The 21,827-nt window shown below is 42.0% G+C and carries 24 protein-coding genes, 1 tRNA gene and 1 other RNA gene; 19 read left to right on the top strand and 7 right to left on the bottom strand.

Going from position 1 to position 21,827, the window contains the following annotated elements; all coding sequences use genetic code 11:
- Positions 1-13 precede the first annotated feature (13 nt).
- The gene (locus AC4HAI_RS07000; protein WP_491111018.1) at positions 14-568 is read left to right on the top strand and encodes a DNA-3-methyladenine glycosylase I; all 555 of its coding nucleotides are present in this window, start codon (positions 14-16) and stop codon (positions 566-568) included.
- Between the two features lie 295 nt (positions 569-863).
- Here AC4HAI_RS07000 and AC4HAI_RS06995 read toward each other — a convergent pair whose 3' ends face one another.
- Both AC4HAI_RS06995 and AC4HAI_RS06990 read right to left on the bottom strand, forming a co-directional pair.
- On the bottom strand, positions 864-962 hold the full coding sequence (locus AC4HAI_RS06995; RefSeq protein WP_491078722.1) for a type I toxin-antitoxin system Fst family toxin: 99 nt from the start codon (positions 960-962) through the stop codon (positions 864-866).
- Positions 963-1,205: 243 nt separating this feature from the next.
- On the bottom strand, positions 1,206-3,119 hold the full coding sequence (locus AC4HAI_RS06990) for an ABC transporter ATP-binding protein/permease (protein WP_491111017.1): 1,914 nt from the start codon (positions 3,117-3,119) through the stop codon (positions 1,206-1,208).
- 345 nt (positions 3,120-3,464) lie between these two features.
- On the opposite strand from AC4HAI_RS06990, the gene AC4HAI_RS06985 reads away from it, so the two are divergent.
- The 13 genes from AC4HAI_RS06985 to nrdG all read left to right on the top strand — a co-directional run bounded on the left by AC4HAI_RS06985 (position 3,465) and on the right by nrdG (position 14,573).
- Positions 3,465-4,736, top strand: coding sequence for a competence/damage-inducible protein A (locus AC4HAI_RS06985; protein WP_491111016.1), 1,272 nt, complete (start codon positions 3,465-3,467; stop codon positions 4,734-4,736).
- 39 nt (positions 4,737-4,775) lie between these two features.
- Positions 4,776-5,924 carry a recombinase RecA gene (gene recA / locus AC4HAI_RS06980; protein WP_491111014.1) on the top strand — a complete coding sequence of 383 codons (1,149 nt, stop codon included), beginning with the start codon at positions 4,776-4,778 and terminating at the stop codon, positions 5,922-5,924.
- Between the two features lie 202 nt (positions 5,925-6,126).
- The gene (gene spx, locus AC4HAI_RS06975; protein WP_491111013.1) at positions 6,127-6,525 is read left to right on the top strand and encodes a transcriptional regulator Spx; all 399 of its coding nucleotides are present in this window, start codon (positions 6,127-6,129) and stop codon (positions 6,523-6,525) included.
- An 88-nt stretch (positions 6,526-6,613) separates the two neighbouring features.
- Positions 6,614-7,186 (top strand): SP0191 family lipoprotein, encoded by a 573-nt coding sequence (locus tag AC4HAI_RS06970; protein ID WP_491111012.1) that lies wholly within the window; start codon positions 6,614-6,616, stop codon positions 7,184-7,186.
- 85 nt (positions 7,187-7,271) lie between these two features.
- A complete protein-coding gene (locus AC4HAI_RS06965; RefSeq protein WP_491078636.1) occupies positions 7,272-7,538 on the top strand; it encodes an IreB family regulatory phosphoprotein in 267 nt (88 codons plus the stop codon).
- Positions 7,538-7,957 carry a Holliday junction resolvase RuvX gene (gene ruvX / locus AC4HAI_RS06960; protein ID WP_491078635.1) on the top strand — a complete coding sequence of 140 codons (420 nt, stop codon included), beginning with the start codon at positions 7,538-7,540 and terminating at the stop codon, positions 7,955-7,957. Before AC4HAI_RS06965 ends, ruvX begins: the two co-directional genes overlap by 1 nt.
- A 37-nt stretch (positions 7,958-7,994) precedes the next feature.
- Positions 7,995-8,294: a DUF1292 domain-containing protein gene (locus tag AC4HAI_RS06955; protein WP_491078634.1), complete on the top strand. Its 300-nt coding sequence runs from the start codon at positions 7,995-7,997 to the stop codon at positions 8,292-8,294.
- Positions 8,295-8,446: 152 nt separating this feature from the next.
- Positions 8,447-10,033: a DUF2079 domain-containing protein gene (locus tag AC4HAI_RS06950; protein ID WP_491111010.1), complete on the top strand. Its 1,587-nt coding sequence runs from the start codon at positions 8,447-8,449 to the stop codon at positions 10,031-10,033.
- Between the two features lie 104 nt (positions 10,034-10,137).
- Positions 10,138-12,324, top strand: coding sequence for an anaerobic ribonucleoside-triphosphate reductase (nrdD, locus tag AC4HAI_RS06945; RefSeq protein WP_491111009.1), 2,187 nt, complete (start codon positions 10,138-10,140; stop codon positions 12,322-12,324).
- A gap of 63 nt (positions 12,325-12,387) precedes the next feature.
- Positions 12,388-12,522, top strand: coding sequence for a hypothetical protein (locus AC4HAI_RS06940; protein WP_491078631.1), 135 nt, complete (start codon positions 12,388-12,390; stop codon positions 12,520-12,522).
- A gap of 19 nt (positions 12,523-12,541) precedes the next feature.
- Positions 12,542-13,483 (top strand): Gfo/Idh/MocA family protein, encoded by a 942-nt coding sequence (locus AC4HAI_RS06935; RefSeq protein WP_491111007.1) that lies wholly within the window; start codon positions 12,542-12,544, stop codon positions 13,481-13,483.
- A 1-nt stretch (position 13,484) separates the two neighbouring features.
- Positions 13,485-13,973 (top strand): GNAT family N-acetyltransferase, encoded by a 489-nt coding sequence (locus AC4HAI_RS06930; RefSeq protein ID WP_491111005.1) that lies wholly within the window; start codon positions 13,485-13,487, stop codon positions 13,971-13,973.
- Positions 13,974-14,573, top strand: a complete 600-nt coding sequence (gene nrdG, locus AC4HAI_RS06925; protein ID WP_491111004.1) for an anaerobic ribonucleoside-triphosphate reductase activating protein — start codon at positions 13,974-13,976, stop codon at positions 14,571-14,573.
- Between the two features lie 57 nt (positions 14,574-14,630).
- On the opposite strand, the gene yaaA is transcribed toward nrdG, so the two are convergent.
- The 5 genes from yaaA to dapD form a co-directional block, all read right to left on the bottom strand.
- Positions 14,631-15,356: a peroxide stress protein YaaA gene (yaaA, locus tag AC4HAI_RS06920; protein WP_491111003.1), complete on the bottom strand. Its 726-nt coding sequence runs from the start codon at positions 15,354-15,356 to the stop codon at positions 14,631-14,633.
- A gap of 24 nt (positions 15,357-15,380) precedes the next feature.
- Positions 15,381-16,064, bottom strand: a complete 684-nt coding sequence (locus AC4HAI_RS06915) for a rhomboid family intramembrane serine protease (protein WP_491111002.1) — start codon at positions 16,062-16,064, stop codon at positions 15,381-15,383.
- A complete protein-coding gene (locus tag AC4HAI_RS06910; RefSeq protein ID WP_491111001.1) occupies positions 16,054-16,587 on the bottom strand; it encodes a 5-formyltetrahydrofolate cyclo-ligase in 534 nt (177 codons plus the stop codon). Before AC4HAI_RS06910 ends, AC4HAI_RS06915 begins: the two co-directional genes overlap by 11 nt.
- A gap of 146 nt (positions 16,588-16,733) precedes the next feature.
- Complete coding sequence (locus AC4HAI_RS06905; protein ID WP_491111000.1) at positions 16,734-17,867, bottom strand: N-acetyldiaminopimelate deacetylase; 1,134 nt, start codon at positions 17,865-17,867, stop codon at positions 16,734-16,736.
- Between the two features lie 77 nt (positions 17,868-17,944).
- The gene (gene dapD, locus AC4HAI_RS06900) at positions 17,945-18,643 is read right to left on the bottom strand and encodes a 2,3,4,5-tetrahydropyridine-2,6-dicarboxylate N-acetyltransferase (RefSeq protein ID WP_491078623.1); all 699 of its coding nucleotides are present in this window, start codon (positions 18,641-18,643) and stop codon (positions 17,945-17,947) included.
- Positions 18,644-18,805: 162 nt separating this feature from the next.
- On the opposite strand from dapD, the gene AC4HAI_RS06895 reads away from it, so the two are divergent.
- The 5 genes from AC4HAI_RS06895 to AC4HAI_RS06875 all read left to right on the top strand — a co-directional run bounded on the left by AC4HAI_RS06895 (position 18,806) and on the right by AC4HAI_RS06875 (position 21,811).
- Entirely contained in the window at positions 18,806-20,083 is a 1,278-nt protein-coding gene (locus AC4HAI_RS06895) for a replication-associated recombination protein A (protein WP_491110999.1), read from the top strand.
- A 52-nt stretch (positions 20,084-20,135) separates the two neighbouring features.
- A non-coding RNA gene (ssrS, locus tag AC4HAI_RS06890) (6S RNA) lies at positions 20,136-20,326 on the top strand.
- Positions 20,327-20,399, top strand: a tRNA-Lys gene (locus tag AC4HAI_RS06885).
- 55 nt (positions 20,400-20,454) lie between these two features.
- Positions 20,455-21,054 (top strand): DUF4947 domain-containing protein, encoded by a 600-nt coding sequence (locus tag AC4HAI_RS06880; RefSeq protein ID WP_491110998.1) that lies wholly within the window; start codon positions 20,455-20,457, stop codon positions 21,052-21,054.
- 286 nt (positions 21,055-21,340) lie between these two features.
- Complete coding sequence (locus AC4HAI_RS06875; protein ID WP_491078620.1) at positions 21,341-21,811, top strand: DUF3013 family protein; 471 nt, start codon at positions 21,341-21,343, stop codon at positions 21,809-21,811.
- Positions 21,812-21,827: the final 16 nt, after the last annotated feature.

Here is a 21,827-nt window from a genome sequence, read left to right as displayed (position 1 = left end):
GAAAGGAGCCCTTATGAGTAAGCGCTGTGGTTGGGCCAAGCTAACCAATCCTTTATATGTCAGCTACCATGATCAAGAGTGGGGGAAGCCCCTTCATGATGAGCGGGCATTATTTGAGCTTCTTTGCTTAGAAACCTATCAAGCTGGTTTATCTTGGGAGACCATTCTCAACAAGCGAGCGGCTTTCAAAGCAGCTTTCCACGACTATCACGCTGCTAGCGTCGCTGCTATGAGTGATGATGATCTAGAAGCTATCTTAGAAAATCCAGCTGTTGTTCGCAATCGCCTGAAAATCTATGCGACCAGAACCAATGCGCAAGCCTTCCTCAATATTCAAAAAGATTATGGATCGTTTGATCGCTATATTTGGTCGTTTGTTGATAATAAGACCATTAACAATTCGGTTCAGGATTATCGCAAAGTCCCAGCTAAGACAGCGCTGTCCGAACAGGTTTCTAAAGAGTTGAAAAAGCGAGGATTCAAGTTTGTAGGTCCCGTCTGTGTCTATTCCTTCCTGCAAGCCGCAGGCTTGATCAATGATCATGAAGATACGTGTGATTATAAATAATACTTTCTAAACTATCCTTTTGAGAACATGTTACCAAAATCTCTGTCATATGAACTCCTCCAATCTTCATTTATAGCCAAAAGTTTATTATTCCTTACCAGAATTTCTACAGTTTTAAAAAATTTTTTTATCCTAGAAAAACTAATAAAATTGACAAAAACAAAATAAAGACATACAATAATACTGCGAATGAAGATGTCGTGCCTTAACATTAGGCAACGGAAAAAGCCCTAGCTCTGCCAAGCTAAGGCTTTTTTTGCGCAGCTGCGAATACTGCGTCCGGGCCAGAGGCACACTAATCATCGTCTCTCTTATCTAGCCAATTAGAGAATAGTGCTAACACTACCCCGACTACAATCGGTGCGATGACATATATGAAGATATCGTGCCACATTGGCAACTCACCTCCAATCTAAGGCGGTGTTACTTGTGCCAACGACATTATAACATATCTAAGGACAAACAACTTCCAACAATTACTACGACAATCCAAAAGACCACATAGCTTTTCTTTGGTTAGTTATTAATGACTGAAATCCCTCAAAGCAAAATAGATCAATACACTATATGGGTATCAAAAATCACAAAAACCCTAGAAGGATTAATCTCCTCTAGGGTTTTAATAGTATTCAGAAAATTATTCGCTGGCCAAAGCATCGATAGGATTAAGACGAGCTGCTTTACTAGATGGCGCCAGACTAGCGATAAGAGCAATTAAGAGCCCGATCAGCACGGTAGCAATAAGCGTACCAGCCGTAATTTGGATAATGTCAAACTTGATAGTGCTGTAAACCAATTTATTGACTAGGATTTGTACGCCAAAGGCAACTAAAATAGCCAAGAGACTAGCACTAATTCCAAGCAGTAAACTTTCATTGACAAAGAGACGGCGGATATCTTTGCGACGAGCCCCCATAGCCCGAAGCACACCAATTTCTTTCGTCCGCTCAGAGACACTCATATAAGTTGTCGCCACGATCATAAGAATGCTGACCAGCAGTGAGATACCAGCAACTAGAGCAAGGACGACACCGACAATATAGGTGATTTCCTTGATAGAATCTAAACTTTCACCGATACCAGTGATGCTGTAAATGGCCTTACCATCTTTTTTCATACCCTTGATCGCATCTTCAGCAGTCTGAGTATGATTGAGATCATCAACGCTGACCGTTATAAAATTAGGATTGAGTTGAGCCTTTTGCTCAGTAGCAGCTTCTTTTAAGCTGTCGTAGGAGACAATGGTCATTTGATCAGTGGTTCCCACGACTTTATAGTCCTTGGTGATAGTGACAGGCTGCTTGTTAGTTCCTAGGGCTGTGATACTCAAAGTAACGGTTTTACCAATAGCCTTTTTAGTATCTTTATCGATATTTTTCTTGGCATAAGCTCTATCAATAACGATTTCGTTTCCCTTAGGCATCTTTTTATTAGACAGGGTGTCTTTAGGAATCGTATCATTGGCGCTCTGCAAAAGGCTAGACTGTACGGTTTTACCTTTATAAGACAAATTAAAGGTATTGGCAACATAGCCGTACTCAGTCTTTGTAACATGATCTACCTTATCAATTTTTTTCTTATCAGCCGTGCTCATTCCTGTGCTAGTGGCAGCGTCTATGTCCCTTAGCGTTACCTGGAAGGCCTTGGGGTTTGCGATGTCCCCAATAAAACTATCCATATAATTTCTAGCCCCAGTCCCTAATCCTAGGAAGAACATGACTGAAAAAAGTCCGATGGCCATCCCGATAGTAATGATCAAATTTTGCTTCCAGGCATTTTTGAAGTGTGACCAAGCCATCTTCCAACTAGCTGAGCGATTCAGCGGCTTAGATGGAAGCTCTGAGATTTCATCGGGCTGGGCAAAAGGTTCGCGTAAACGCTCATCATCCGTAATGATACCGTCATCTAAGTGAACGATGCGTGTACCGGCCTTGGCTACATCTTGAGAGTGGGTAACGACGATAACTGTTTTACCAGATTTAGCAATATCTTGTAACAGATTCAGAACTTCTTGGGTATTGTTTTGGTCCAGAGCCCCTGTTGGTTCATCTGCAATGATAATCTCAGGGTCACTCGCTAGGGCACGAGCAATAGCCACCCTTTGCTTCTGACCGCCAGAGAGCTGACTCGGCTTTTTCTTACGATGATCATAAAGCCCAACCTGCTTCAATAATTTTTCAGCCTGTTTAATCTGCTCCTTATGAGAAAGCTTGGTCATTTTTAGACTGGTCAAGACATTGTCTAAAACACTGAGATAGTTGACCAAGTTAAACGACTGGAAGATAAAGCCGACTGTTTTTCGGCGGTAGTCATCCATGGCTTTCTCACGCTTACCTTTCTGGCGTTGGCCGTTGACAATGACTTCTCCTGAATAGTTGCGATCCAAGCCGCCGATAATGTTCATCAAGGTTGATTTACCACCACCTGATTCTCCAAGAATACTGATAAAATCCCCTTGGTCAAAAGTTAGGTTAATCCCTTTAAGAACAGGAAATTCTTCCTTACCTAAATAATAAGATTTACGAATCCGTTTTAGTTCTAAAATACTCATAGTATCTCCTTGTTAGTTTTGATAAAAATAGATCTGTAAGGCATTCAACATCTCTATCTTCATGTTTTCGGCATCTACCGACTCATTTATTATACCTAAAATTTAGATTGATATAGCACTTTTGCCTGAACGGTTCATTTTTCACCCTAAACGGTCAAAATAAATCGATTTTTTCAAAAATTACTCATTCAAAATACCTCAAGACCTCTCTTATTGATGAGACAATAAGCATAGAGATTTCTGAATTCTGCAGAATTTTTCTGAAAATAGCCTATCAGGAAGAGAATATAAGTAACTTTTTTTGTTACAATGAAAATAAAATACGTATAAATAAGAGGAGGCATCATGAAAGCAGAAATTATTGCTGTCGGTACAGAAATTCTAACAGGTCAGATCGTCAACACCAATGCCCAGTATTTATCAGAGAGGTTTGCTGAGCTGGGAATCGATGTCTACTTCCAGACAGCTGTCGGAGACAATGAAGAGCGCCTGCTATCAGTTATTGATTTAGCCAGTCATCGCAGTGACCTTATTGTCCTATGCGGGGGGCTGGGACCAACTGAGGACGATTTAACCAAGCAAACCTTGGCTAATTATTTAGAAAAGTCCTTGGTCTTTGATCCACAAGCGCAAGAGCGTTTAGATCAGTTTTTTGCTAGTCGGCCATCCAGCTCTCGTACGCCAAACAATGAGCGACAAGCCCAGATTATTGACGGTGCTAAGCCGCTTCCCAATCGGACAGGTCTCGCAGTTGGAGGCTATTTGGAGGAAAAGGGGGTGACTTACATCATCTTACCTGGCCCTCCAAGTGAGCTAAAGCCCATGGTCCAAGAGCAGCTTATTCCTATGCTAGACAAGCATCATCAGCAGCTTTACTCCCGAGTATTGCGTTTTTTTGGTATCGGAGAGAGCCAGTTGGTTACTGCTTTAGATGATCTGATTCAGTCTCAAACAGACCCTACTTTAGCCCCCTACGCTAAGACAGGTGAGGTGACACTCCGCCTATCAACAAAGGCAGAGAGCCAGTCAGCAGCTGATGATAAGTTAGAACGGCTAGAGCGTCAGATCATGACGATCAAATCCCTCGAAGACCGGCCCTTGTCCGATTATTTTTACGGCTATGGAGATGATAATTCTCTAGCTGAAGTAGTGGTAACCCTCCTTAAAGAACGGGGGCTGACATTGAGTGCTGCGGAGAGCTTGACAGCCGGTCGTTTTCAAGCTAGAGTCGCAGATTTTCCAGGAGCTTCTCAGATTTTTAACGGTGGTTTTATCACCTATAGTATAGAAGAAAAAGCTAAAATGCTAGGTCTTGATCTAGATGCCTTGACCAAGCATGGGGTTGTGAGCAAGTATACAGCGGAGCAAATGGCACAGGGTGCCCGTGTTCAAACAGGAGCTGATATTGCTGTATCCTTGACAGGTGCAGCAGGACCAGATGCTTTAGAGGGGCATCCAGCAGGGACAGTATTCATTGGACTGTCTACCCCTACTCAAACGATCAGCAAAGAAATTAACATCGCAGGACGCTCCCGCTCAGATGTTCGAGATATCGCTGTTTTACATGCCTTTGATTTCATACGAAAAACTTTATTAAATGATAAAAATTTAGTATAATAACTAATACTAAACAGAAAAAAAACTAGGAGAGTGACATTGGCGAAAAAAGCAAAAAAAACTGAAGAAGTATCCAAAAAGTTTGGGGATGAGCGCAAAAAAGCCTTAGATGATGCCTTAAAAAATATCGAAAAAGACTTTGGTAAAGGTGCTATTATGAAGCTTGGTGAGCGTGCTGAGCAAAAGGTTCAAGTCATGAGTTCAGGTAGCCTGGCTCTAGATATTGCTTTAGGAGTAGGCGGCTACCCTAAAGGACGTATCATTGAAATCTACGGACCGGAGTCCTCAGGTAAGACGACTGTCGCCCTTCATGCTGTAGCTCAAGCCCAAAAAGAAGGTGGGATCGCTGCTTTTATCGATGCTGAGCATGCCCTTGATCCCGCTTATGCCGCAGCTTTAGGAGTTAATATTGACGAACTTCTCTTGTCTCAACCGGATTCTGGTGAACAAGGATTGGAAATTGCAGGTAAGCTGATTGATTCTGGTGCTGTTGACTTGGTTGTTGTGGACTCGGTTGCAGCCCTTGTTCCACGTGCTGAAATCGATGGTGATATCGGTGATAGCCATGTGGGATTGCAGGCTCGTATGATGAGTCAGGCTATGCGCAAGCTCTCTGCCTCTATCAATAAGACCAAAACCATTGCTATTTTTATCAACCAGTTGCGTGAAAAAGTGGGTGTCATGTTCGGAAATCCTGAGACGACTCCCGGTGGACGTGCCCTTAAGTTTTATTCTTCCGTTCGCTTAGACGTTCGTGGAAGCACACAGATCAAGGGAACAGGTGAGCAAAAAGACCAGAGCATCGGTAAAGAAACAAAAATCAAGGTTGTTAAAAACAAGGTAGCGCCACCATTTAAGGTAGCCGAAGTGGAAATCATGTATGGCGAAGGCATCTCACGCACAGGTGAATTGGTCAAGATTGCAACGGACATGGATATCATCCAAAAAGCGGGAGCTTGGTATTCTTACAATGGAGAAAAGATTGGTCAAGGATCTGAAAATGCTAAGAAATTCCTAGCAGACAATCCAGAAATTTTCGAAGAGATCGATCGCCAAGTTCGTATAAAATATGGCTTAATTGAGGATCTTGAAAAATCAGAAGCGCCCCTACAAGAAGAGTCAGCACAAGAAGCTGATGATAATCAAGAACTGGCTTTAGATTTAGATACCATCGAAATTGAAGATTAAAAAGCTTATCTTGTACTGACTTTAAAAAGTTGGACAAGCATGTTGAAGGGATTTAGTCCTGTTATTGTACTGGACTGAGTCCTTTTCGTTTTGTTTTTAAGTTTTTTAGTTGACAATTTTAAAATAGGTCCTCCGACCTATGTTTTCTTCCAGAAAAGCGTGCTATAATATGTCTATCATGCGATAGAAAGAGAGAAGAGACATGATTAAGATTTATACAATTTCTAGTTGTACAAGTTGTAAAAAAGCTAAAACATGGTTGAACAACCACCAATTACCCTATAAAGAACAAAATCTAGGCAAGGAAGGATTGACTAAGGAAGAGATCCTCACTATCCTATCTAAGACCGAGGATGGTGTGGAGAGCATCGTATCCTCAAAAAACCGCTATGCCAGAGCGCTTGATTTTGATATTGAAGACCTGAGTTTGAGTCAGGTTGTGGATCTTATCCAGAACAATCCACGCATTCTCAAGAGCCCTATCTTGATTGATGATAAGCGATTGCAGGTGGGCTATAAGGAAGATGATATCCGAGCCTTCTTACCAAGGGCGATTCGAGAGGTTGAAAACAACCAAGCACGCATGCGTGCAGTTCTTTAAAAGATAAGAAAAGAGAGCCTAGGGCTCTTCTTTTTTTATCTAAAATAGGCTATAATGGTTGTAAGTATTTTTTAAGGAGACAATCATTATGAAAAGAAAACTTTACGTGCTACCCATTCTTGCCATTCTCACGTTCAGTTTAGCAGCCTGTTCGAACTCAAACTCATCTAGTGACGCTCAAGATAGTCCAAAAGTTGAAAAGAAAAAATCAACGGCTACAGATGTGAAGTCAGTTTCAGGAACAAAGTCAATAAAGATAGTAGGAGAAAAGGCTGAACAAGGGCACATTATTGAGGCAATTACTTACAAGGATGATGAGTATGAGACCATAAAAGACACCTACTATCAGCCAATGCCAAATGATGTTAAGCAAAAGGCTAAAAGCCTTGATTTTAACGAGGTAAGAGGTGCTATTGTCCCAGAGCTAGAGAAGGAAAAATTTATAAAAGATATGAAAAAGGTCAAGGGATTAACAGTAAAAGTTGACGTAACTAAAAATTATGAAACTAAGATAGAGATGACCTTTGACATGAAAAATCTTGATCGTGATGCAGCAGAAAAAGCTGATACACTAGTCAATTGGGAGGCTATTGATCGCTACACTCCTCTAGAATATATTTTAGTAATGGAAAGAGGAGGAGCAAGACCAGTTGATCAATAGTCAATAAGGCTCTTTTCGTTGAATTACCTAATGAAATAAGGTATAATAATAGCGATTAACTGCCATTTAGAAAGAAGGTGCACCTATGGGATTTACAGATGAGACCGTTCGCTTCAATCTTGAGGATGGGAGCAAGCAGGAAATCAGTGATACGTTGACAGCTGTCTATAGCTCTCTCGAGGAGAAAGGCTACAATCCGATCAACCAAATTGTTGGTTATGTATTGAGTGGAGATCCAGCTTATGTGCCCCGTTACAACGATGCCCGTAATAAGATCAGAAAATATGAGCGTGATGAAATCGTCGAAGAGCTTGTTCGTTTCTATCTTAAAGGAAATGGGATCGACTTATAATGAGAATCATGGGTTTAGATGTTGGCTCTAAGACAGTTGGTGTTGCTGTTAGCGATCCCTTAGGATTTACAGCGCAGGGCTTAGAGATCATCAAGATTGATGAAGAGCAGGATGATCTTGGTTTTGAGCGATTAGGAGAACTGGTTAAGACTTACAAGGTTGACAAATTCGTAGTGGGTCTTCCTAAGAATATGAATAATACAAGTGGTCCACGTGTCGAAGCCAGCCGATCCTATGGCGAAAAGATCAAAGAGCTTTTTGATCTGCCAGTAGAGTACCAGGATGAACGTTTGACAACTGTGCAAGCCGAAAGGATGCTGGTTGAGCAGGCAGATGTGAGCCGTGGTAAGCGAAAGAAAGTGATCGACAAGCTGGCTGCGCAGTTGATTTTACAAAATTATTTAGATCGAATGTTCTAAAACCTACAGATCCATATATTTAGAGGAGAGATATTGCATGGCACACGAACACAATCATGAGCATGAAGTGATTACCTTGGTTGATGAGCAAGGGAATGAGACACTTTTTGAAATTTTATTGACCATCGATGGTCGTGAGGAATTTGGTAAAAATTATGTCTTGCTAGTACCATCTGGTGCAACAGAAGATGAAAACGGTGAGATTGAAATTCAAGCCTACTCATTTACAGAAAATGAAGATGGGACAGAAGGAGATTTGCAACCTATCCCGGAAGACTCGGATGCTGAGTGGGATATGATTGAAGAAGTTTTCAATAGCTTTATGGATGAAGAGTAAGTGACCTAGAACAGGCTTCGGCCTGTTTTTTTAATGGCGTGCCCTCGGCTAGTGAAATTGACTAACCATTAATTTCTGATATACTAGAAGGGATTTAACCCCTTAAACGACAATAGGAAATTTCTGATAGATTATTAAATGTAAGGAGTAATATGGCTGAATTTAAGAAGGATGATCAGCAGGTGACAGCCAGTCATCGAACTTCTAGGACGACATCATCTGATACGGAGACTCAAAATTCATACGGAACTGCTAAGAGATTTGCTCTAAGTACTAGGCACAAGACAATCATTGCCCTGTTTAGTCTGCTGCTGACTGTGTTATCAGTAGCCAATCCCTTGATGGCGAACTTTGCCTCCCCTTACCAATCACATGCTCTATATACAGGTCATGCTCTCTTAGAAGGGGCCTTGCCTTATACGCATACCTTTGCGACAGGGGGCATTTTGTATTACCTGATGATTGCAGCCAGCTATATGCTTGGCAGCAGTGCCTGGTTGATGCTTCTACAAGGGCTAGCCTATTATATCTCAGGAATTTATTTTGACAAGCTAATCACCTTTACAACAGGGCGCGAACGTCTGGGTCTCAATTTTACAGTCATTTTTTACCTACTCAATTTAGGATTAGGGTTTGGCGGTCTTTATCCGATTCAGTTCGCTATGGCCTTAGTTTTACTCTGCTTATGGCTATTAGCAACTTACTTTACACAGACTGTACGAGATGAGCGTTTTATCTATTTTGGTTTTTTAGCTACCTTAGCGGCACTGATTGAGCCTAAGACGCTATTGCTCTGGGTGATTGTCTTGTTTGTTGTTGCTTGCTATAACAGCTACCATAAACATTTTGCTAGAGGCTTCTACCAAATTTTATGTATGATTTTTGGATCACTTCTAGTCTACTATAGTGTGGGTTATTTTGTTTTCTTGATGGGAAACCTATGGGATTATATTGCGCAAGCGCTTCTGTATAATTTCACCCATCTGGCTATTGACCGCTATTCTATGACGCTCAGTCTGCCCTTCCAGCTTTTGGTGATGGCAGCTGCAGGCTTATTGCTCGGTGTTTTCGGATTGATTGCCCAGCGTCATATTCATCATGAGCATAGGGCCTTAAAATGGATCGCAGCCCTAGCTATTATGATTAACCTACCTTATATTTTGCTGTCACATAGCTTTACGCTTTACAATTTACTTCAGGTTATGCCTTTTGGACTTATATTGTCCGCTTTAGAAATTCATGAACAAGCTGAGAGAGAAGAAGAGCCTAAAAAGACTCTCAAGCGCCGTCGCCAGCGCCAGTTCCAAGAAAATTATTCACGTCTCTTCTTTAGAAAGCATCTTTATTTACCAGTCTTAGTCATTTTCGCAGGTATTCTCTATCCTATTTTTCAAGGAATCTCATCTACTGGAATTAATCAGGAACGTCAAGTTATCTCAAATTACCTAGTGGATCATACCGAGAGTAAAGATAAAATCTATGTTTGGGATACCAGTGCTAAAATTTATCTAGATGCCTCGATCCCTTCGACGTCGCAATTCCCTCTTCCCGCTTTTAATACAGCTAGTCGGGATAACAATAAGAAAATGCAGGATGAGTTATTGGATGATAGCGCTGAGTACATTGTCGTCAATACTTCAGACAAGCTACCAGTCAGCATCAAAAAAGTGATCGAAGAGACCTACCAACAAACACCGATCAAGGGTGCCGATCACTTTATTGTCTATCATAAAAAATAGAGAAAAAATCAATATCTTGTGTGTGTCTTAAAATCATACCACAAGATATTGATTTTTATGTGGGCTTGTACTATAATGAAGAGCGAATAAAGGAGGCCTGTAGCATGGTGGTAGCGACGATATTAAACAGAGATAGTATTAAAAAGCGTGATGGTCGCTTGGTACGATTTGATAGAGAAAAGCTCTTACAATCTCTCCAGCGGGCAAATCAGCAGGCATCGGATTCATTGGAGATCGATCAAGAACTAGAGCATCTGGTCGATCAACTGATGGTTGATCTAGCGAGACAAGATCAGCCGATCGATAGCCAGACGATTTCTCAACTGATTCGGACCAGTCTGGAAAAAGAGGGATTCTCCAGCCTAGCAAGAGCTTACGCAAGCTACGATCGAGAAAAGAGTCGCCAACGTGAAGAGGCCACTGATATCAATGTTCGTATTAATCAGCTCTTGCACAAGAACCAGTCTGTAGTCAATGAAAACGCCAATAAGGATAGTGATGTTTTTAATACTCAGAGAGATCTAACGGCTGGTATCGTTGGTAAAGCCATTGGACTCAGGATGCTACCTCCTCATGTAGCTAATGCCCATCAAAAGGGAGATATCCACTTCCATGACTTGGACTACAGTCCTTATACTCCTATGACAAACTGCTGTTTGATTGATTTTAAAGGTATGTTAGCCCAAGGATTTAAGATTGGAAATGCTGAGGTAGAAAGTCCTAAATCCATACAAACAGCTACAGCTCAGATTTCTCAGATTATTGCTAATGTCGCCTCTAGCCAGTACGGTGGCTGTACAGCCGATCGAATCGATGAAGTCCTAGCTCCCTATGCTGAGTGCAACTATGCTAAACACCTAGCTGATGCTAAAGAGTGGGTGGCAGAAGAAAAGCAAGAAGCCTATGCTCGTCAAAAGACCATCAAAGATATCTATGATGCCATGCAGAGCTTAGAGTACGAAATTAACACCCTTTTTACGTCCAATGGACAGACCCCCTTTACCTCACTAGGTTTTGGATTAGGTAGGTCTTGGCTGGAACGTGAAATTCAAAAAGCTATCTTACGTATCCGTATTGAAGGTTTGGGCAGTGAGAAGCGGACTGCTATTTTCCCAAAATTGATCTTTACACTTAAGCGTGGACTCAACCTAGAGCCAGACAGTCCTAATTATGATATTAAGCAACTGGCCCTAGAGTGTGCGACCAAGCGGATGTATCCAGATGTTTTATCTTATGATAAGATTACAGAGTTGACAGGTTCCTTCAAGGCTCCTATGGGCTGCCGTTCTTTTCTGCAAGGTTGGAAGGATGAGCAGGGACGAGAAATCAATTCTGGTCGGATGAATCTAGGAGTGGTGACGGTTAACCTTCCTAGAATTGCCATGGAATCACAAGGTGATAAGGATCACTTTTGGTCACTTTTTTATGAACGGATGCAGATCGCAAAGGATGCCCTTGTTTATCGTATCCAGCGTGTTAAAGAGGCAAGTCCAGCTAATGCCCCCATACTCTATCAGTATGGTGCTTTTGGGAAAAGGCTAGAAAAGACGGATGACGTTGATGAGCTCTTTAATAAACGCCGGGCAACTGTTTCCTTGGGCTATATAGGTCTCTATGAAGTGGCTACAGTCTTTTACGGTGGCGAGTGGGAAACCAATCCCCAAGCTAAGGAGTTCACCAAGACCATTATCAAAGAGATGAAAAGTTTGGTTGAGACTTGGTCAGATGAATATGATTATCATTTTTCTATCTATTCAACACCATCTGAGAGCCTAACCGATCGTTTTTGTCGCCTAGATACAGAGAAGTTTGGTCTGGTCAAGGACATTACAGATAAGGAATATTACACCAATTCTTTTCATTACGATGTTCGTAAGAAGCCGACTCCTTTTGAGAAGTTGGAGTTTGAAAAGGATTATCCTGAATTGGGAGCCAGCGGTGGCTTTATTCATTATTGTGAATATCCTGTCCTCCAGCAAAATCCTAAAGCCCTAGAGGCAGTCTGGGACTTCGCCTATGACCGAGTGGGATATTTGGGCACCAATACCCCGATTGATAAATGCTATGCTTGCGGCTTTGAAGGAGATTTTGAACCGACCGAGCGTGGCTTTAAGTGTCCAAACTGTGGCAACAGTGACCCAAAGACAGTCGATGTGGTCAAGCGAACCTGTGGTTATCTTGGTAATCCACAGGCTCGTCCAATGGTCAACGGTCGTCATAAAGAGATTGCAGCACGTGTCAAGCATATGAATGGTTCAACCATAGTGACAGATGGACAAAATCTTAGATAAATGCATACCAGCTGCAAATACTAGACTGCTGTCACAAGAAGATGAGAAAAGGAAAAGATTATTATGGGAAAATATCAATTAGATTATAAAGGAATCAAGCAGGTAGAAAAATACCACGAGGACCAGTCAAGAGGGATTAGACCCAGTCAAAAGGACCGTGTCAAAGCTTTATTACGCCAATATCAAAATAAAAAATAGTACTTTGGGAGGTCAGGTTATGTTAGATATCGGAATCGTTGGAATCGGAGGTATCGCACAAAAAGCCTACCTCCCTTTTATGCGCCAGTTGCCAGATATTCGTTGGCATCTCTTTACAAGAAATTCGGAAACCTTAGCGCAGACAGAGAGTCTTTTTGGTCAATCTGTTGCCTACGACAGTCTAGATGAGCTAGTAGAAGCTCACCTAGATGGTGTTTTTATTCACTCAGCGACAGTAGCCCATTTCGAGACGGCAAAGTCCTTCCTAGAAAAAGGGATTCCAGTCTATATGGACAAGCCCTTGACAGAAAGTTACGACCAGACTGAGCAGTTGTATAGACTGGCCAAGGAGAGAGATACTTTTCTTGTAGCAGGTTTTAACCGTCGCTTTGCCCCCAAGGTAGAGCTGATGAAGGAGCAGAAAGAAAAAACCTATATCAGAGTGGAAAAAAATGATGGAAATAGACCAGGCCCTCTGACTTTCAAACTGTTTGATTTTTTTATCCACCCCTTGGATACAGCCCTTTACCTAGCTGATGAAGAACCCTACCGTGGAGAATTTCATTATCATACAGATAAGGAAGGCCTATTAACACGGGTTCAGGTGACCATGGAAACTCCATCAACCTCTCTTGTAGTGAGCATGAATCTGCAGTCAGGTAGTCGTAAAGAGACAATGGAAGTACAAACGCCAGCAGCCTCTTACCAGCTTGACAATTTAGAAGAATTGTCTATTTATCAAGGAAACCGTATAATTAATGACCGTTTTGGCTCCTGGGATACAACTCTCTATAAGCGCGGCTTTGAGTCTATAATCACAGCCTTTTTACAGGCCATTAACACCTCTGTCAATCCTGTCAAGGTTGAGTCTAGCCTGTTGAGTCACTGGATTTGTCACCAAATTAATACAAGTCCTTCGGCATGGGGAAAACTTGATTTACAGTTGCCACAAGGAGAATGACATGCTCGTCTTACGCAGACCAGAATTATCAGATCAAGCAAGTGTTATGGACTTACTCAGAGATTATATGCTGGAGACCAAGGGACACATAGATGAGCTCACTTATCTGGATTGGTTGACAGCAAATGCTAGGCGAGAGCTAGGATTGTACTTAGAAGAGGATGAGGTTCCCTCCATACAGCTAGTGGCTTTTGAAGGAACTGAGGCTCTGGGTTTCAGTCAACTAAGGCTAAGATTAAATGATCCCTTGCGTCAGCAAGGCGGACATATTGGTTACTATGTGAAGCCAGACCATCGTGGTAGGGGCTTGGCCCATCAGATCTTGAGACAGACCCTCACCCTAGCTAATCAAAAGAATCTCAAACAGATTTTGCTGACGTGCGATCAGAACAATCAAGCCAGTCGCAAGGTGATACAGGACTGTGGCGGAGAGCTAGTGACTTGTGCTGATGGTATTGAGCATTATTGGATAAATTTAGAGGGAAAATAGATGAATAACCCAAAACCTCAAGAATGGAAATCAGAAGAATTAAGCCAAGGCCGCATCATAGACTACAAAGCCTTTAACTTTGTCGATGGAGAGGGGGTCCGTAATTCCTTATATGTTAGTGGGTGTATGTTCCACTGTGAAGGTTGTTACAATCAGGCGACCTGGTCTTTCAATGCAGGTATTCCTTATACCAAAGAGCTTGAGGATAGAATTATGGATGATTTAGCACAACCTTATGTCCAAGGATTAACCTTACTGGGCGGGGAACCATTTTTAAATACAGGGATCCTTCTTCCCTTGGTTAGGCGCGTGCGCCAAGAATTGCCTGGGAAAGATATCTGGTCATGGACAGGTTATACTTGGGAGGAATTGATGCTAGAAACCAGCGATAAGTTTGAGCTTTTACAGGAAGTTGACATTCTTGTTGACGGCCGTTTCGATCTAAGCAAGAAGAACCTCCTCCTTCAATTCAGGGGATCTTCTAATCAACGTATTATTGATGTCAAAAAATCCTTGGCTAAAGGAGAGGTCGTCCTTTGGGATAAATTAAATGATGGTCAGCAGACTTACCAGCAATTGGACAGAAAAGATCTCTTATAAAAAAGCATAAAACTTCGTGTAAAAGTTTTATGCTTTTTTTATAGTATCGCTAAATACCTAGACCTGTTTTACAAAAACGAGTGTCTTGTCAAGAGACAAGTCATCACGATAGCTAAATCCATCAAAACTCAAGGTTTTTAAGGACGCTTCGTCTTGAATGCCTTGCTTGATGACCTGTGTTAAAAAAGCTCCTCTTGCTTTTTTGGAGATTGTTGAGTGAGTTTTTAGCCTATCCCCCTTGGCCTCATGAAAAGTAATTCGGATAAACTGTTTAGAAATCTGGGGCGAAAAGACGGATTCAAATTCACTTGACAGAAGAGAGACAACAGGAGTCTTAGCCTCTTGTATAAATTGATCATAATCCTTACGCCAATAGTTTTTCAAAGATTGACCATCAATTTTTAGTTTACAGTTAAAGTCTAGACGATGTTGACTGATAGGGGTAAAAGCAGGAATAATACCATAAAATGATGAGGTGATATAGACCTTATCTTGTGTAAATAGTTGCTGTTCCTCGGTCATCTGGCGATCGATATGGCGATACATGAGTCCGTTGAAAAGCTGGAGCGCAGGGTAACTTTCAGCCTGACCGTGATAGAGAGCGCTCAACCTATCCTGTTCAGTCTGTGCAGCAGTCTCAGATATCTTATAAATAGTTGAGAGTTCCTTAACATCGGCCTTGGCTAGATGATTGAGAATGACCTGTGTTTTTACTGATAAGGGCTTAGGAGCCACCGAGGGAACGCGTTTCATTTCTTTAGCAGTTGGAATTAAAAATATCATAGTGACAACCTCGATAAATGATGATTAGAGCTGAAAGATAAAGAAGATCATGATAGAAGCAATATAAGCTAGGGCTGCAGCAACTCGCAGACCTGGCTTGATAGATGAAGACAGGTTACGAAGCGGAAAAGCAAGGCCTAAAAGAGCTCCTCCTAGAGCCCCGCCAATGTGCCCGCTGAGGCTAATACTAGGATTCTGAGAGAAAGCATCCATAAGATTAAAAACGAGATTAACAGCAATCAAGATGAAAAATTGACGGCTAACCTCTTTAAGAGCCAAATGGTTTTCAAAGAGACCAGCTAGAGCAATAGCTGCGAAAATTCCAAAGATTGATGTCGATGCACCGGCGCATAGGGTGAGGGGAGTGAAATAAAAGCACAAAATATTTCCTAGAATCCCAGACAATATATAGATGAAGAAGAAACGAGTACTACCCCAGAGTTGCTCGGCAATTCTACCAGCAAAATAAAGAGAAATGGCATTGAAGGCGAAGTGCTCTAAGCCAAAATGGATAAAAATCGGTGTCACTAAACGCCATAGTTGGCTAGGATCAAGCCGTAAAGCTTGACCGATCATCCCAAAGGTAGAATAGATGATACGGTCAAATCCAGGGAGCACGACATTCCCCAGATTGGTCACTAGAAATACTATAGTTGTTAATAAAAGAAGAGATAAGGTCATAGGGTAACGTTTAATATCATTTTTCATAGGTAAGCATCTTTCTAACAGCAATATCATGTAAATCTGGTGTAAAGTCTGTTAATTGGCAGGGATAAATCGTACTTATAGTAGCTCCCTGATAGGTTGACAGATATCGATCGTAGAAGCCACCGCCAAATCCGATCCGATACCCCTGCGGATTAAAAGCAATGCCAGGCACAAGGATAAGATCAATCTGATCCTTGTCAACCGCTTGCCAAATCCTTGGCTCAAGTAAGCCAAAAGCATTTTTTTCTAGGTGGGTAGGATCATATACTGTAAAGACCATTTGCCCTGCTGTAAAAGTTTTAGGGATCAGGATAGTTTTATGGCTTTTAATAGCCTCTTGAATAAATAATTGGGTATTATACTCGAAATCAAAGGGCAGATAAGTCGCAATGACCTGAGCTTTTTGATACTCAGAAGTAGCGATAAGCTCTGTCAATAACTTTTCGTCCATCTGATTTTTATAAGCACTATCTTGGTTCTTGAGCTGTGCTAAAATCTTTTGGCGTAATTCTTTTTTTGACATAGAAACATCTATTACCTTTCTGCTCGCTTAGCATCATAGTTAGTATTAAAAAAGTTAGCTGGGCTTGTCATAGACTTGTCAAGTTTATCAAAGCCTTGACACTAGCTGTCAAAGAAAGCGAACATATCCTAAGCGGTAAGAAATATTTAGTGATTGGCACGATAGTTTAAAAATTTTGCAATGTTAGGCACCGCAAATGGTATAACAGATTCCTTAGGACTCATGTTAGAGCTATGAAGTGGTGCTTCAGAATCAACACCCAGCCAAAACATAACACCTGGTATCTTATGCAGGAGATAGCCAAAATCTTCACCAGTCATAGCAGGTAGGATATCGATTAAATTAGCATCAGTCTCTTGGTCAAAGAATTGCATGAGGTCTTTGGCTAGTTCCGGATGATTCTCAACTGGAAGATAACCTCCCTGTATGAGCTCAACCTCAACAGTCATGTCAAAAGCAGCAGCTACACCTTGGGCAATCTCCTTTAAGCGCTTTTGCGTGAGCAGATTCATTTCCTGTGTTAAGGTACGAATAGTGCCGTGCAGCTGAGCCTCTTCAGCGATCACATTATTGGTAGTACCAGCATGCATGGAGCCAAAAGTAACAACAGCTCCTTCGATAGGATCTACATTTCGACTGACAATCGTTTGGACTTGGGTGACGAAATGAGCAGCAGCTACCAAGGCATCGTTTGCCTTGTGAGGAAAGGCAGCATGGCCACCAATACCCTTGAAGGTGATCCGTGTTTCGCAGGTACCCGCAAAGAGTGTATGAGTATTGGTAGCAATATCGCCAACCTTGAGATCTGGGCGGACATGAAGGCCATAGAACTCATCGGGTTTCCAATCGCCAAAGGCATCTTCTTCATACATAAGTTTACCACCAGCTAGATTTTCCTCAGCTGGTTGGAAAAGGAAGAGCAAGTTGTGTTTAGGTTGGTGATCTGCTGCTTGCTCAAGCAGGCCAAGAGCCACAGTCATATGAATATCATGACCGCAAGCATGCATGCGGCCTTTATGTTTGCTAGCAAATTCAAGACCAGTATCCTCGGTGACAGGCAGACCATCGATATCTGTTCGCCAGCCGACCGTTTTTTGGGGATCATATCCCTTTAGGAAGACCAAGATACCTGTTCGCCAAGTTTTTTGGGCAATAAAATCCTTGCCAGAAGTGATGTCGGCAATACGCTTCAACAGATAATCTTGTGTTTCGTATTCTTCAAGACCAATTTCAGGAATTTGATGGAGGTCACGGCGAATGTTAATTAAATCAAGTGTCATTTTTTTATCCTTCTAATATTAAAAAATAGAGTGGGACAAGTCCCAAGCTCGTCTCACTCTTTTTAGCTAACTTAAACTCACAGGTTGCGCAGGGCGTCTTCCAAAGCCGTTTTTTGCTGAGTTTGGGCATCGATCTTTTTGATGACACGAGCAGGTACACCAGCAACAACAACATTTTCTGGGACATCTTGAGTCACGATAGCTCCAGCAGCAATGACGGAGCCGTGACCGACTTGCACCCCTTCGATAACAACCGCATTAGCTCCGACCAAGACATTGTCACCGATACGTACAGGCTCAGCACTAGCCGGCTCAATAACACCAGCAAGGACAGCACCAGCTCCGATATGACTGTTTTTCCCAACAGTTGCACGGCCACCTAGGATAGCCCCCATATCAATCATGGTTCCTTCACCAATTTCTGCTCCAATATTGATGACAGCCCCCATCATGACAACGGCATTATCTTCAATAGTCACCTGGTCTCGGATGATGGCACCGGGCTCGATACGAGCATTGATATGACGCTTATCAAGTAAGGGAACAGCAGAGTTACGACCATCTTGCTCTACGACATAGTCCTTATTCTCAGTCAAGTTAGCCAGCAAGGGTTCGATAACTTTCCAATCACCAAAGAGAACATTGCCTAGCTTTGTTACTGTATCAGGGACATCTCCAGCCAAATCCCCCTCAAAGGTGACTTTGACATTGGTTTTTTTCTCAGCATTTCCGATGAAAGCGATAATTTCTTGTGCGCTCATTTTCTGTGCAGTCATAAAGAGTCTCCATTCCTTTTTATTAGCCCTTATTATATCAAAAAATCTTAAGCAGTTGATCCTAGTTTATTGGAAAAACAGAAGAATTTCTCAAAGTGCTACTCTTTCTATATTTATGCTAAAATAGCTGTAATAAAACACAGAATCAAAAAAGGAGGAAACATGCCTGAGAATCTTGCCCTTCGCATGCGGCCGACGACCATTGATCAAATTATTGGTCAAGAACATCTGGTGGGTCAAGGAAAAATTATCCGCCGAATGGTCGAAGCCAACAAGCTGTCCTCAATGATTTTATACGGTCCACCCGGTATCGGAAAAACGTCTATCGCCAGTGCCATTGCCGGTACCAGCCAGTACGCCTTTCGGACCTTTAACGCTACCACAGATACTAAAAAACGCCTTCAGGAAATCGCTGAGGAAGCCAAATTTTCAGGTGGCTTAGTTCTGATGTTGGATGAGATCCATCGCCTAGACAAGACCAAGCAGGATTTCCTCTTGCCCCTGTTAGAAAATGGTAATATCATCATGATTGGAGCAACGACCGAGAATCCTTTTTTCTCAGTCACTCCCGCTATTCGCAGCCGCGTGCAGATCTTTGAGCTAGAGCCCTTGACGACAGACCATATTCAGCTGGCAATCGATAGAGCCTTATCCGATAAGGAGAGAGGTTTTGATTTTGATGTACGTATCGATGAGGAGGCTAGAGATTTTATCGCCACAGCGACCAATGGTGATCTGCGTTCGGCCTATAATTCCCTTGATTTAGCTATTATGTCTACCAAGCCTGATGATCAGGGAAGCCGTCACATTACGCTGGACACCGTAGAAAACAGCTTGCAGCGCAGCTATATCACAATGGATAAAAATGGTGATGGGCATTACGATGTCCTATCAGCCTTGCAAAAATCTATCCGTGGTTCAGATGTTAATGCCAGTCTCCACTATGCCGCTCGTTTGATTGAAGCGGGTGATCTTCCTAGTCTCGCAAGACGTTTGACAGTTATCGCCTACGAAGACATTGGTCTAGCTAATCCAGAAGCGCAGATACATACAGTGACAGCCCTAGAAGCTGCCAAACAGGTCGGCTTTCCAGAGGCAAGGATTCTTATTGCTAATATCATTATTGATCTGGCTCTATCTCCCAAATCAAACTCGGCCTACATGGCCATGGATGCGGCTATAGCCGATCTCAAAAAGTCGGGCAATCTTCCTATTCCCCGGCATCTGCGAGATGGTCACTATGCTGGCAGTAAGGAGTTGGGCAATAGTGTAGATTATCGTTATCCTCATGCTTATCCTGAAAAATGGGTTAAGCAACAATATCTTCCAGATAAGTTAGTCGGAGCAGATTATTTCCAAGCCAATGAAACGGGTAAATACGAGAGAGCACTAGGGGCTAATAAAGACCGCATTGACAAACTATCTCAACAGAGCAGATAAATTTTTTAAGTTTTCTCTTGAAATATTTTTTAAAAGTGTTATTATAAAAATACAATTGCTGTGGTATACGAATCCACATTCAAGTGTTGACCGACTAAATCTTTGTATTTTGGGAAACATAAGTCTCCTTACAGTATGCAGGCCGTCTCACGCGGAAGCAGCTAAGTAAGAGCGAGTTGCCCACCTGCTTATTTTGCGGGTTCAATACAAAACGTGGATCATCGGTACCAATACAGCTATTAACCTTCCTTAGCTCAGTTGGTAGAGCAGCGGACTCTTAATCCGTGGGTCGTAGGTTCGAGCCCTACAGGGAGGATAGTTGATGAGCAAAGCCTAGTCGATAGGTTTTTTTCTTTACTAAGGGGTTATGAATGAAAAGAAAGAGTTTTTACCTGCTCTGGATATTAGGTCTCAGTATACTATTAGTTGCTTGTAGTCCTAAACAGTCGAGCATAGAAAAACCCCAACCGTCTCCAAGTGCACAACAGGCAGATGGAAATGAGTTGGGGGATACGAAAAAGTTTGATAAGAAGCGTAAGCCGCAAGATTTACCGAAAAATGCTAGTGAAGCACCTAAGGATAAAATCTATGCTACAGATGGTAGTGAAATCTACTATGAATCTTCTAGTTCTGGATTTACGGCTTCTATTCCTAATTTTGAGGGCTATACCAATCAAACAGTTGAGGATATTTTAGGCAAACCATCCAAAAAAGTCACAGATACAGAGACAATGGCATCTCTCTTAAAGCAAGGTGAGCAAAAACGCATTGTTGCCTTGTTCAAGAAGCAAAAGCTGACGCAAGAGGAAGCAAGAGCTTTCTATGCTGGGGCAGCAGATTACTCGATGGGGAGTTTGGACAAATATTATGTTTACCAATACTCAGATCAAAAGCTCCTATTGCTTTTTCAAAAGTCAACACACAAGCTGGTATATGTCACGCCGGATACCGACTATGTTTACTGGCGATAGTTACCAAAAGAGAAGTGGTTCATTGGTGCTAAAGCACCTAATGGACTGTGCAGGGGTAAGACTTCTTGGCTTGCCAACAAGTCTTACTCCCAACCACTGCGCCTAGTCAGTGAAATTGACTAAATAGATACGGCTGATGACTTTTGTCTCAGCCTCTTTTTTGATGGTCGGATAGAAGTGTTGTTATGTTATAGCCTGATGATCCAGATGGTAGAAGCAATCAATAATCGCCTCTAACTTCCCTGCTCATGTTATAATAAATAGAAATAAGGAATTGGAGTAGACAATGGCAGACTATGGTTTTTTATCAGTCCTTGAAGAGGAACTAGACAAGTACCTAGATTTTGATTTTGCTATGGATTGGCAAAAGAAGAATCACGCCTTAGAAGTGACTTTTATCCTAGAAGCACAAAATAGATCTGGAGTACAAACAGTGGATGATAAGGGAGAGGTATCTGCTGAGGATATTCTCTTTGAAGATTATGTTCTCTTTTACAATCCAAATAAATCTAAATTCGATGCTGACGATTATCTCGTGACCCTACCTTTTGATCCTAAAAAGGGGTTCTCGCGTGAGTTTTTAGCGTATTTTGCTAAAAGTCTCAACCAAGTTGCGACAGATGGATTGAGCCATCTTATGGATTTTTTGGAGGACGAAGACCTTCAAGAGTTTGCGATTGTTTGGGATGAAGCTGCCTTTCAAGCAGGTCTTACCAACTTGGAGGAGACACAGTTTTACCCTTACCCGAGATACTAAGCAAAGCAGGAGGCAG

Source organism: Streptococcus sp. ALY_208 (assembly GCF_058314295.1).
The sequence above is the reverse complement of the archived record's forward strand: the minus strand, read 5'-3'. Positions and strand labels throughout refer to the sequence as shown.

What these genes read in the sequence shown, in the direction of transcription:
- AC4HAI_RS06930 (WP_491111005.1), top strand. Translation starts at nt 13,485, where the DNA reads ATGCTCGTCTTACGCAGACCAGAATTATCAGATCAAGCAAGTGTTATG.
- AC4HAI_RS06990 (WP_491111017.1), bottom strand. Translation starts at nt 3,119, where the DNA reads ATGAGTATTTTAGAACTAAAACGGATTCGTAAATCTTATTATTTAGGT.
- AC4HAI_RS06995 (WP_491078722.1), bottom strand. Translation starts at nt 962, where the DNA reads ATGTGGCACGATATCTTCATATATGTCATCGCACCGATTGTAGTCGGG.
- AC4HAI_RS06940 (WP_491078631.1), top strand. Translation starts at nt 12,388, where the DNA reads ATGGGAAAATATCAATTAGATTATAAAGGAATCAAGCAGGTAGAAAAA.
- AC4HAI_RS06895 (WP_491110999.1), top strand. Translation starts at nt 18,806, where the DNA reads ATGCCTGAGAATCTTGCCCTTCGCATGCGGCCGACGACCATTGATCAA.
- AC4HAI_RS06915 (WP_491111002.1), bottom strand. Translation starts at nt 16,064, where the DNA reads ATGAAAAATGATATTAAACGTTACCCTATGACCTTATCTCTTCTTTTA.
- AC4HAI_RS06875 (WP_491078620.1), top strand. Translation starts at nt 21,341, where the DNA reads ATGGCAGACTATGGTTTTTTATCAGTCCTTGAAGAGGAACTAGACAAG.
- spx (WP_491111013.1), top strand. Translation starts at nt 6,127, where the DNA reads ATGATTAAGATTTATACAATTTCTAGTTGTACAAGTTGTAAAAAAGCT.
- AC4HAI_RS06985 (WP_491111016.1), top strand. Translation starts at nt 3,465, where the DNA reads ATGAAAGCAGAAATTATTGCTGTCGGTACAGAAATTCTAACAGGTCAG.
- nrdD (WP_491111009.1), top strand. Translation starts at nt 10,138, where the DNA reads ATGGTGGTAGCGACGATATTAAACAGAGATAGTATTAAAAAGCGTGAT.
- AC4HAI_RS06950 (WP_491111010.1), top strand. Translation starts at nt 8,447, where the DNA reads ATGGCTGAATTTAAGAAGGATGATCAGCAGGTGACAGCCAGTCATCGA.
- AC4HAI_RS06880 (WP_491110998.1), top strand. Translation starts at nt 20,455, where the DNA reads ATGAAAAGAAAGAGTTTTTACCTGCTCTGGATATTAGGTCTCAGTATA.
- yaaA (WP_491111003.1), bottom strand. Translation starts at nt 15,356, where the DNA reads ATGATATTTTTAATTCCAACTGCTAAAGAAATGAAACGCGTTCCCTCG.
- nrdG (WP_491111004.1), top strand. Translation starts at nt 13,974, where the DNA reads ATGAATAACCCAAAACCTCAAGAATGGAAATCAGAAGAATTAAGCCAA.
- ruvX (WP_491078635.1), top strand. Translation starts at nt 7,538, where the DNA reads ATGAGAATCATGGGTTTAGATGTTGGCTCTAAGACAGTTGGTGTTGCT.
- dapD (WP_491078623.1), bottom strand. Translation starts at nt 18,643, where the DNA reads ATGACTGCACAGAAAATGAGCGCACAAGAAATTATCGCTTTCATCGGA.
- AC4HAI_RS06935 (WP_491111007.1), top strand. Translation starts at nt 12,542, where the DNA reads ATGTTAGATATCGGAATCGTTGGAATCGGAGGTATCGCACAAAAAGCC.
- AC4HAI_RS06955 (WP_491078634.1), top strand. Translation starts at nt 7,995, where the DNA reads ATGGCACACGAACACAATCATGAGCATGAAGTGATTACCTTGGTTGAT.
- AC4HAI_RS06970 (WP_491111012.1), top strand. Translation starts at nt 6,614, where the DNA reads ATGAAAAGAAAACTTTACGTGCTACCCATTCTTGCCATTCTCACGTTC.
- AC4HAI_RS06965 (WP_491078636.1), top strand. Translation starts at nt 7,272, where the DNA reads ATGGGATTTACAGATGAGACCGTTCGCTTCAATCTTGAGGATGGGAGC.
- AC4HAI_RS06910 (WP_491111001.1), bottom strand. Translation starts at nt 16,587, where the DNA reads ATGTCAAAAAAAGAATTACGCCAAAAGATTTTAGCACAGCTCAAGAAC.
- AC4HAI_RS06905 (WP_491111000.1), bottom strand. Translation starts at nt 17,867, where the DNA reads ATGACACTTGATTTAATTAACATTCGCCGTGACCTCCATCAAATTCCT.
- AC4HAI_RS07000 (WP_491111018.1), top strand. Translation starts at nt 14, where the DNA reads ATGAGTAAGCGCTGTGGTTGGGCCAAGCTAACCAATCCTTTATATGTC.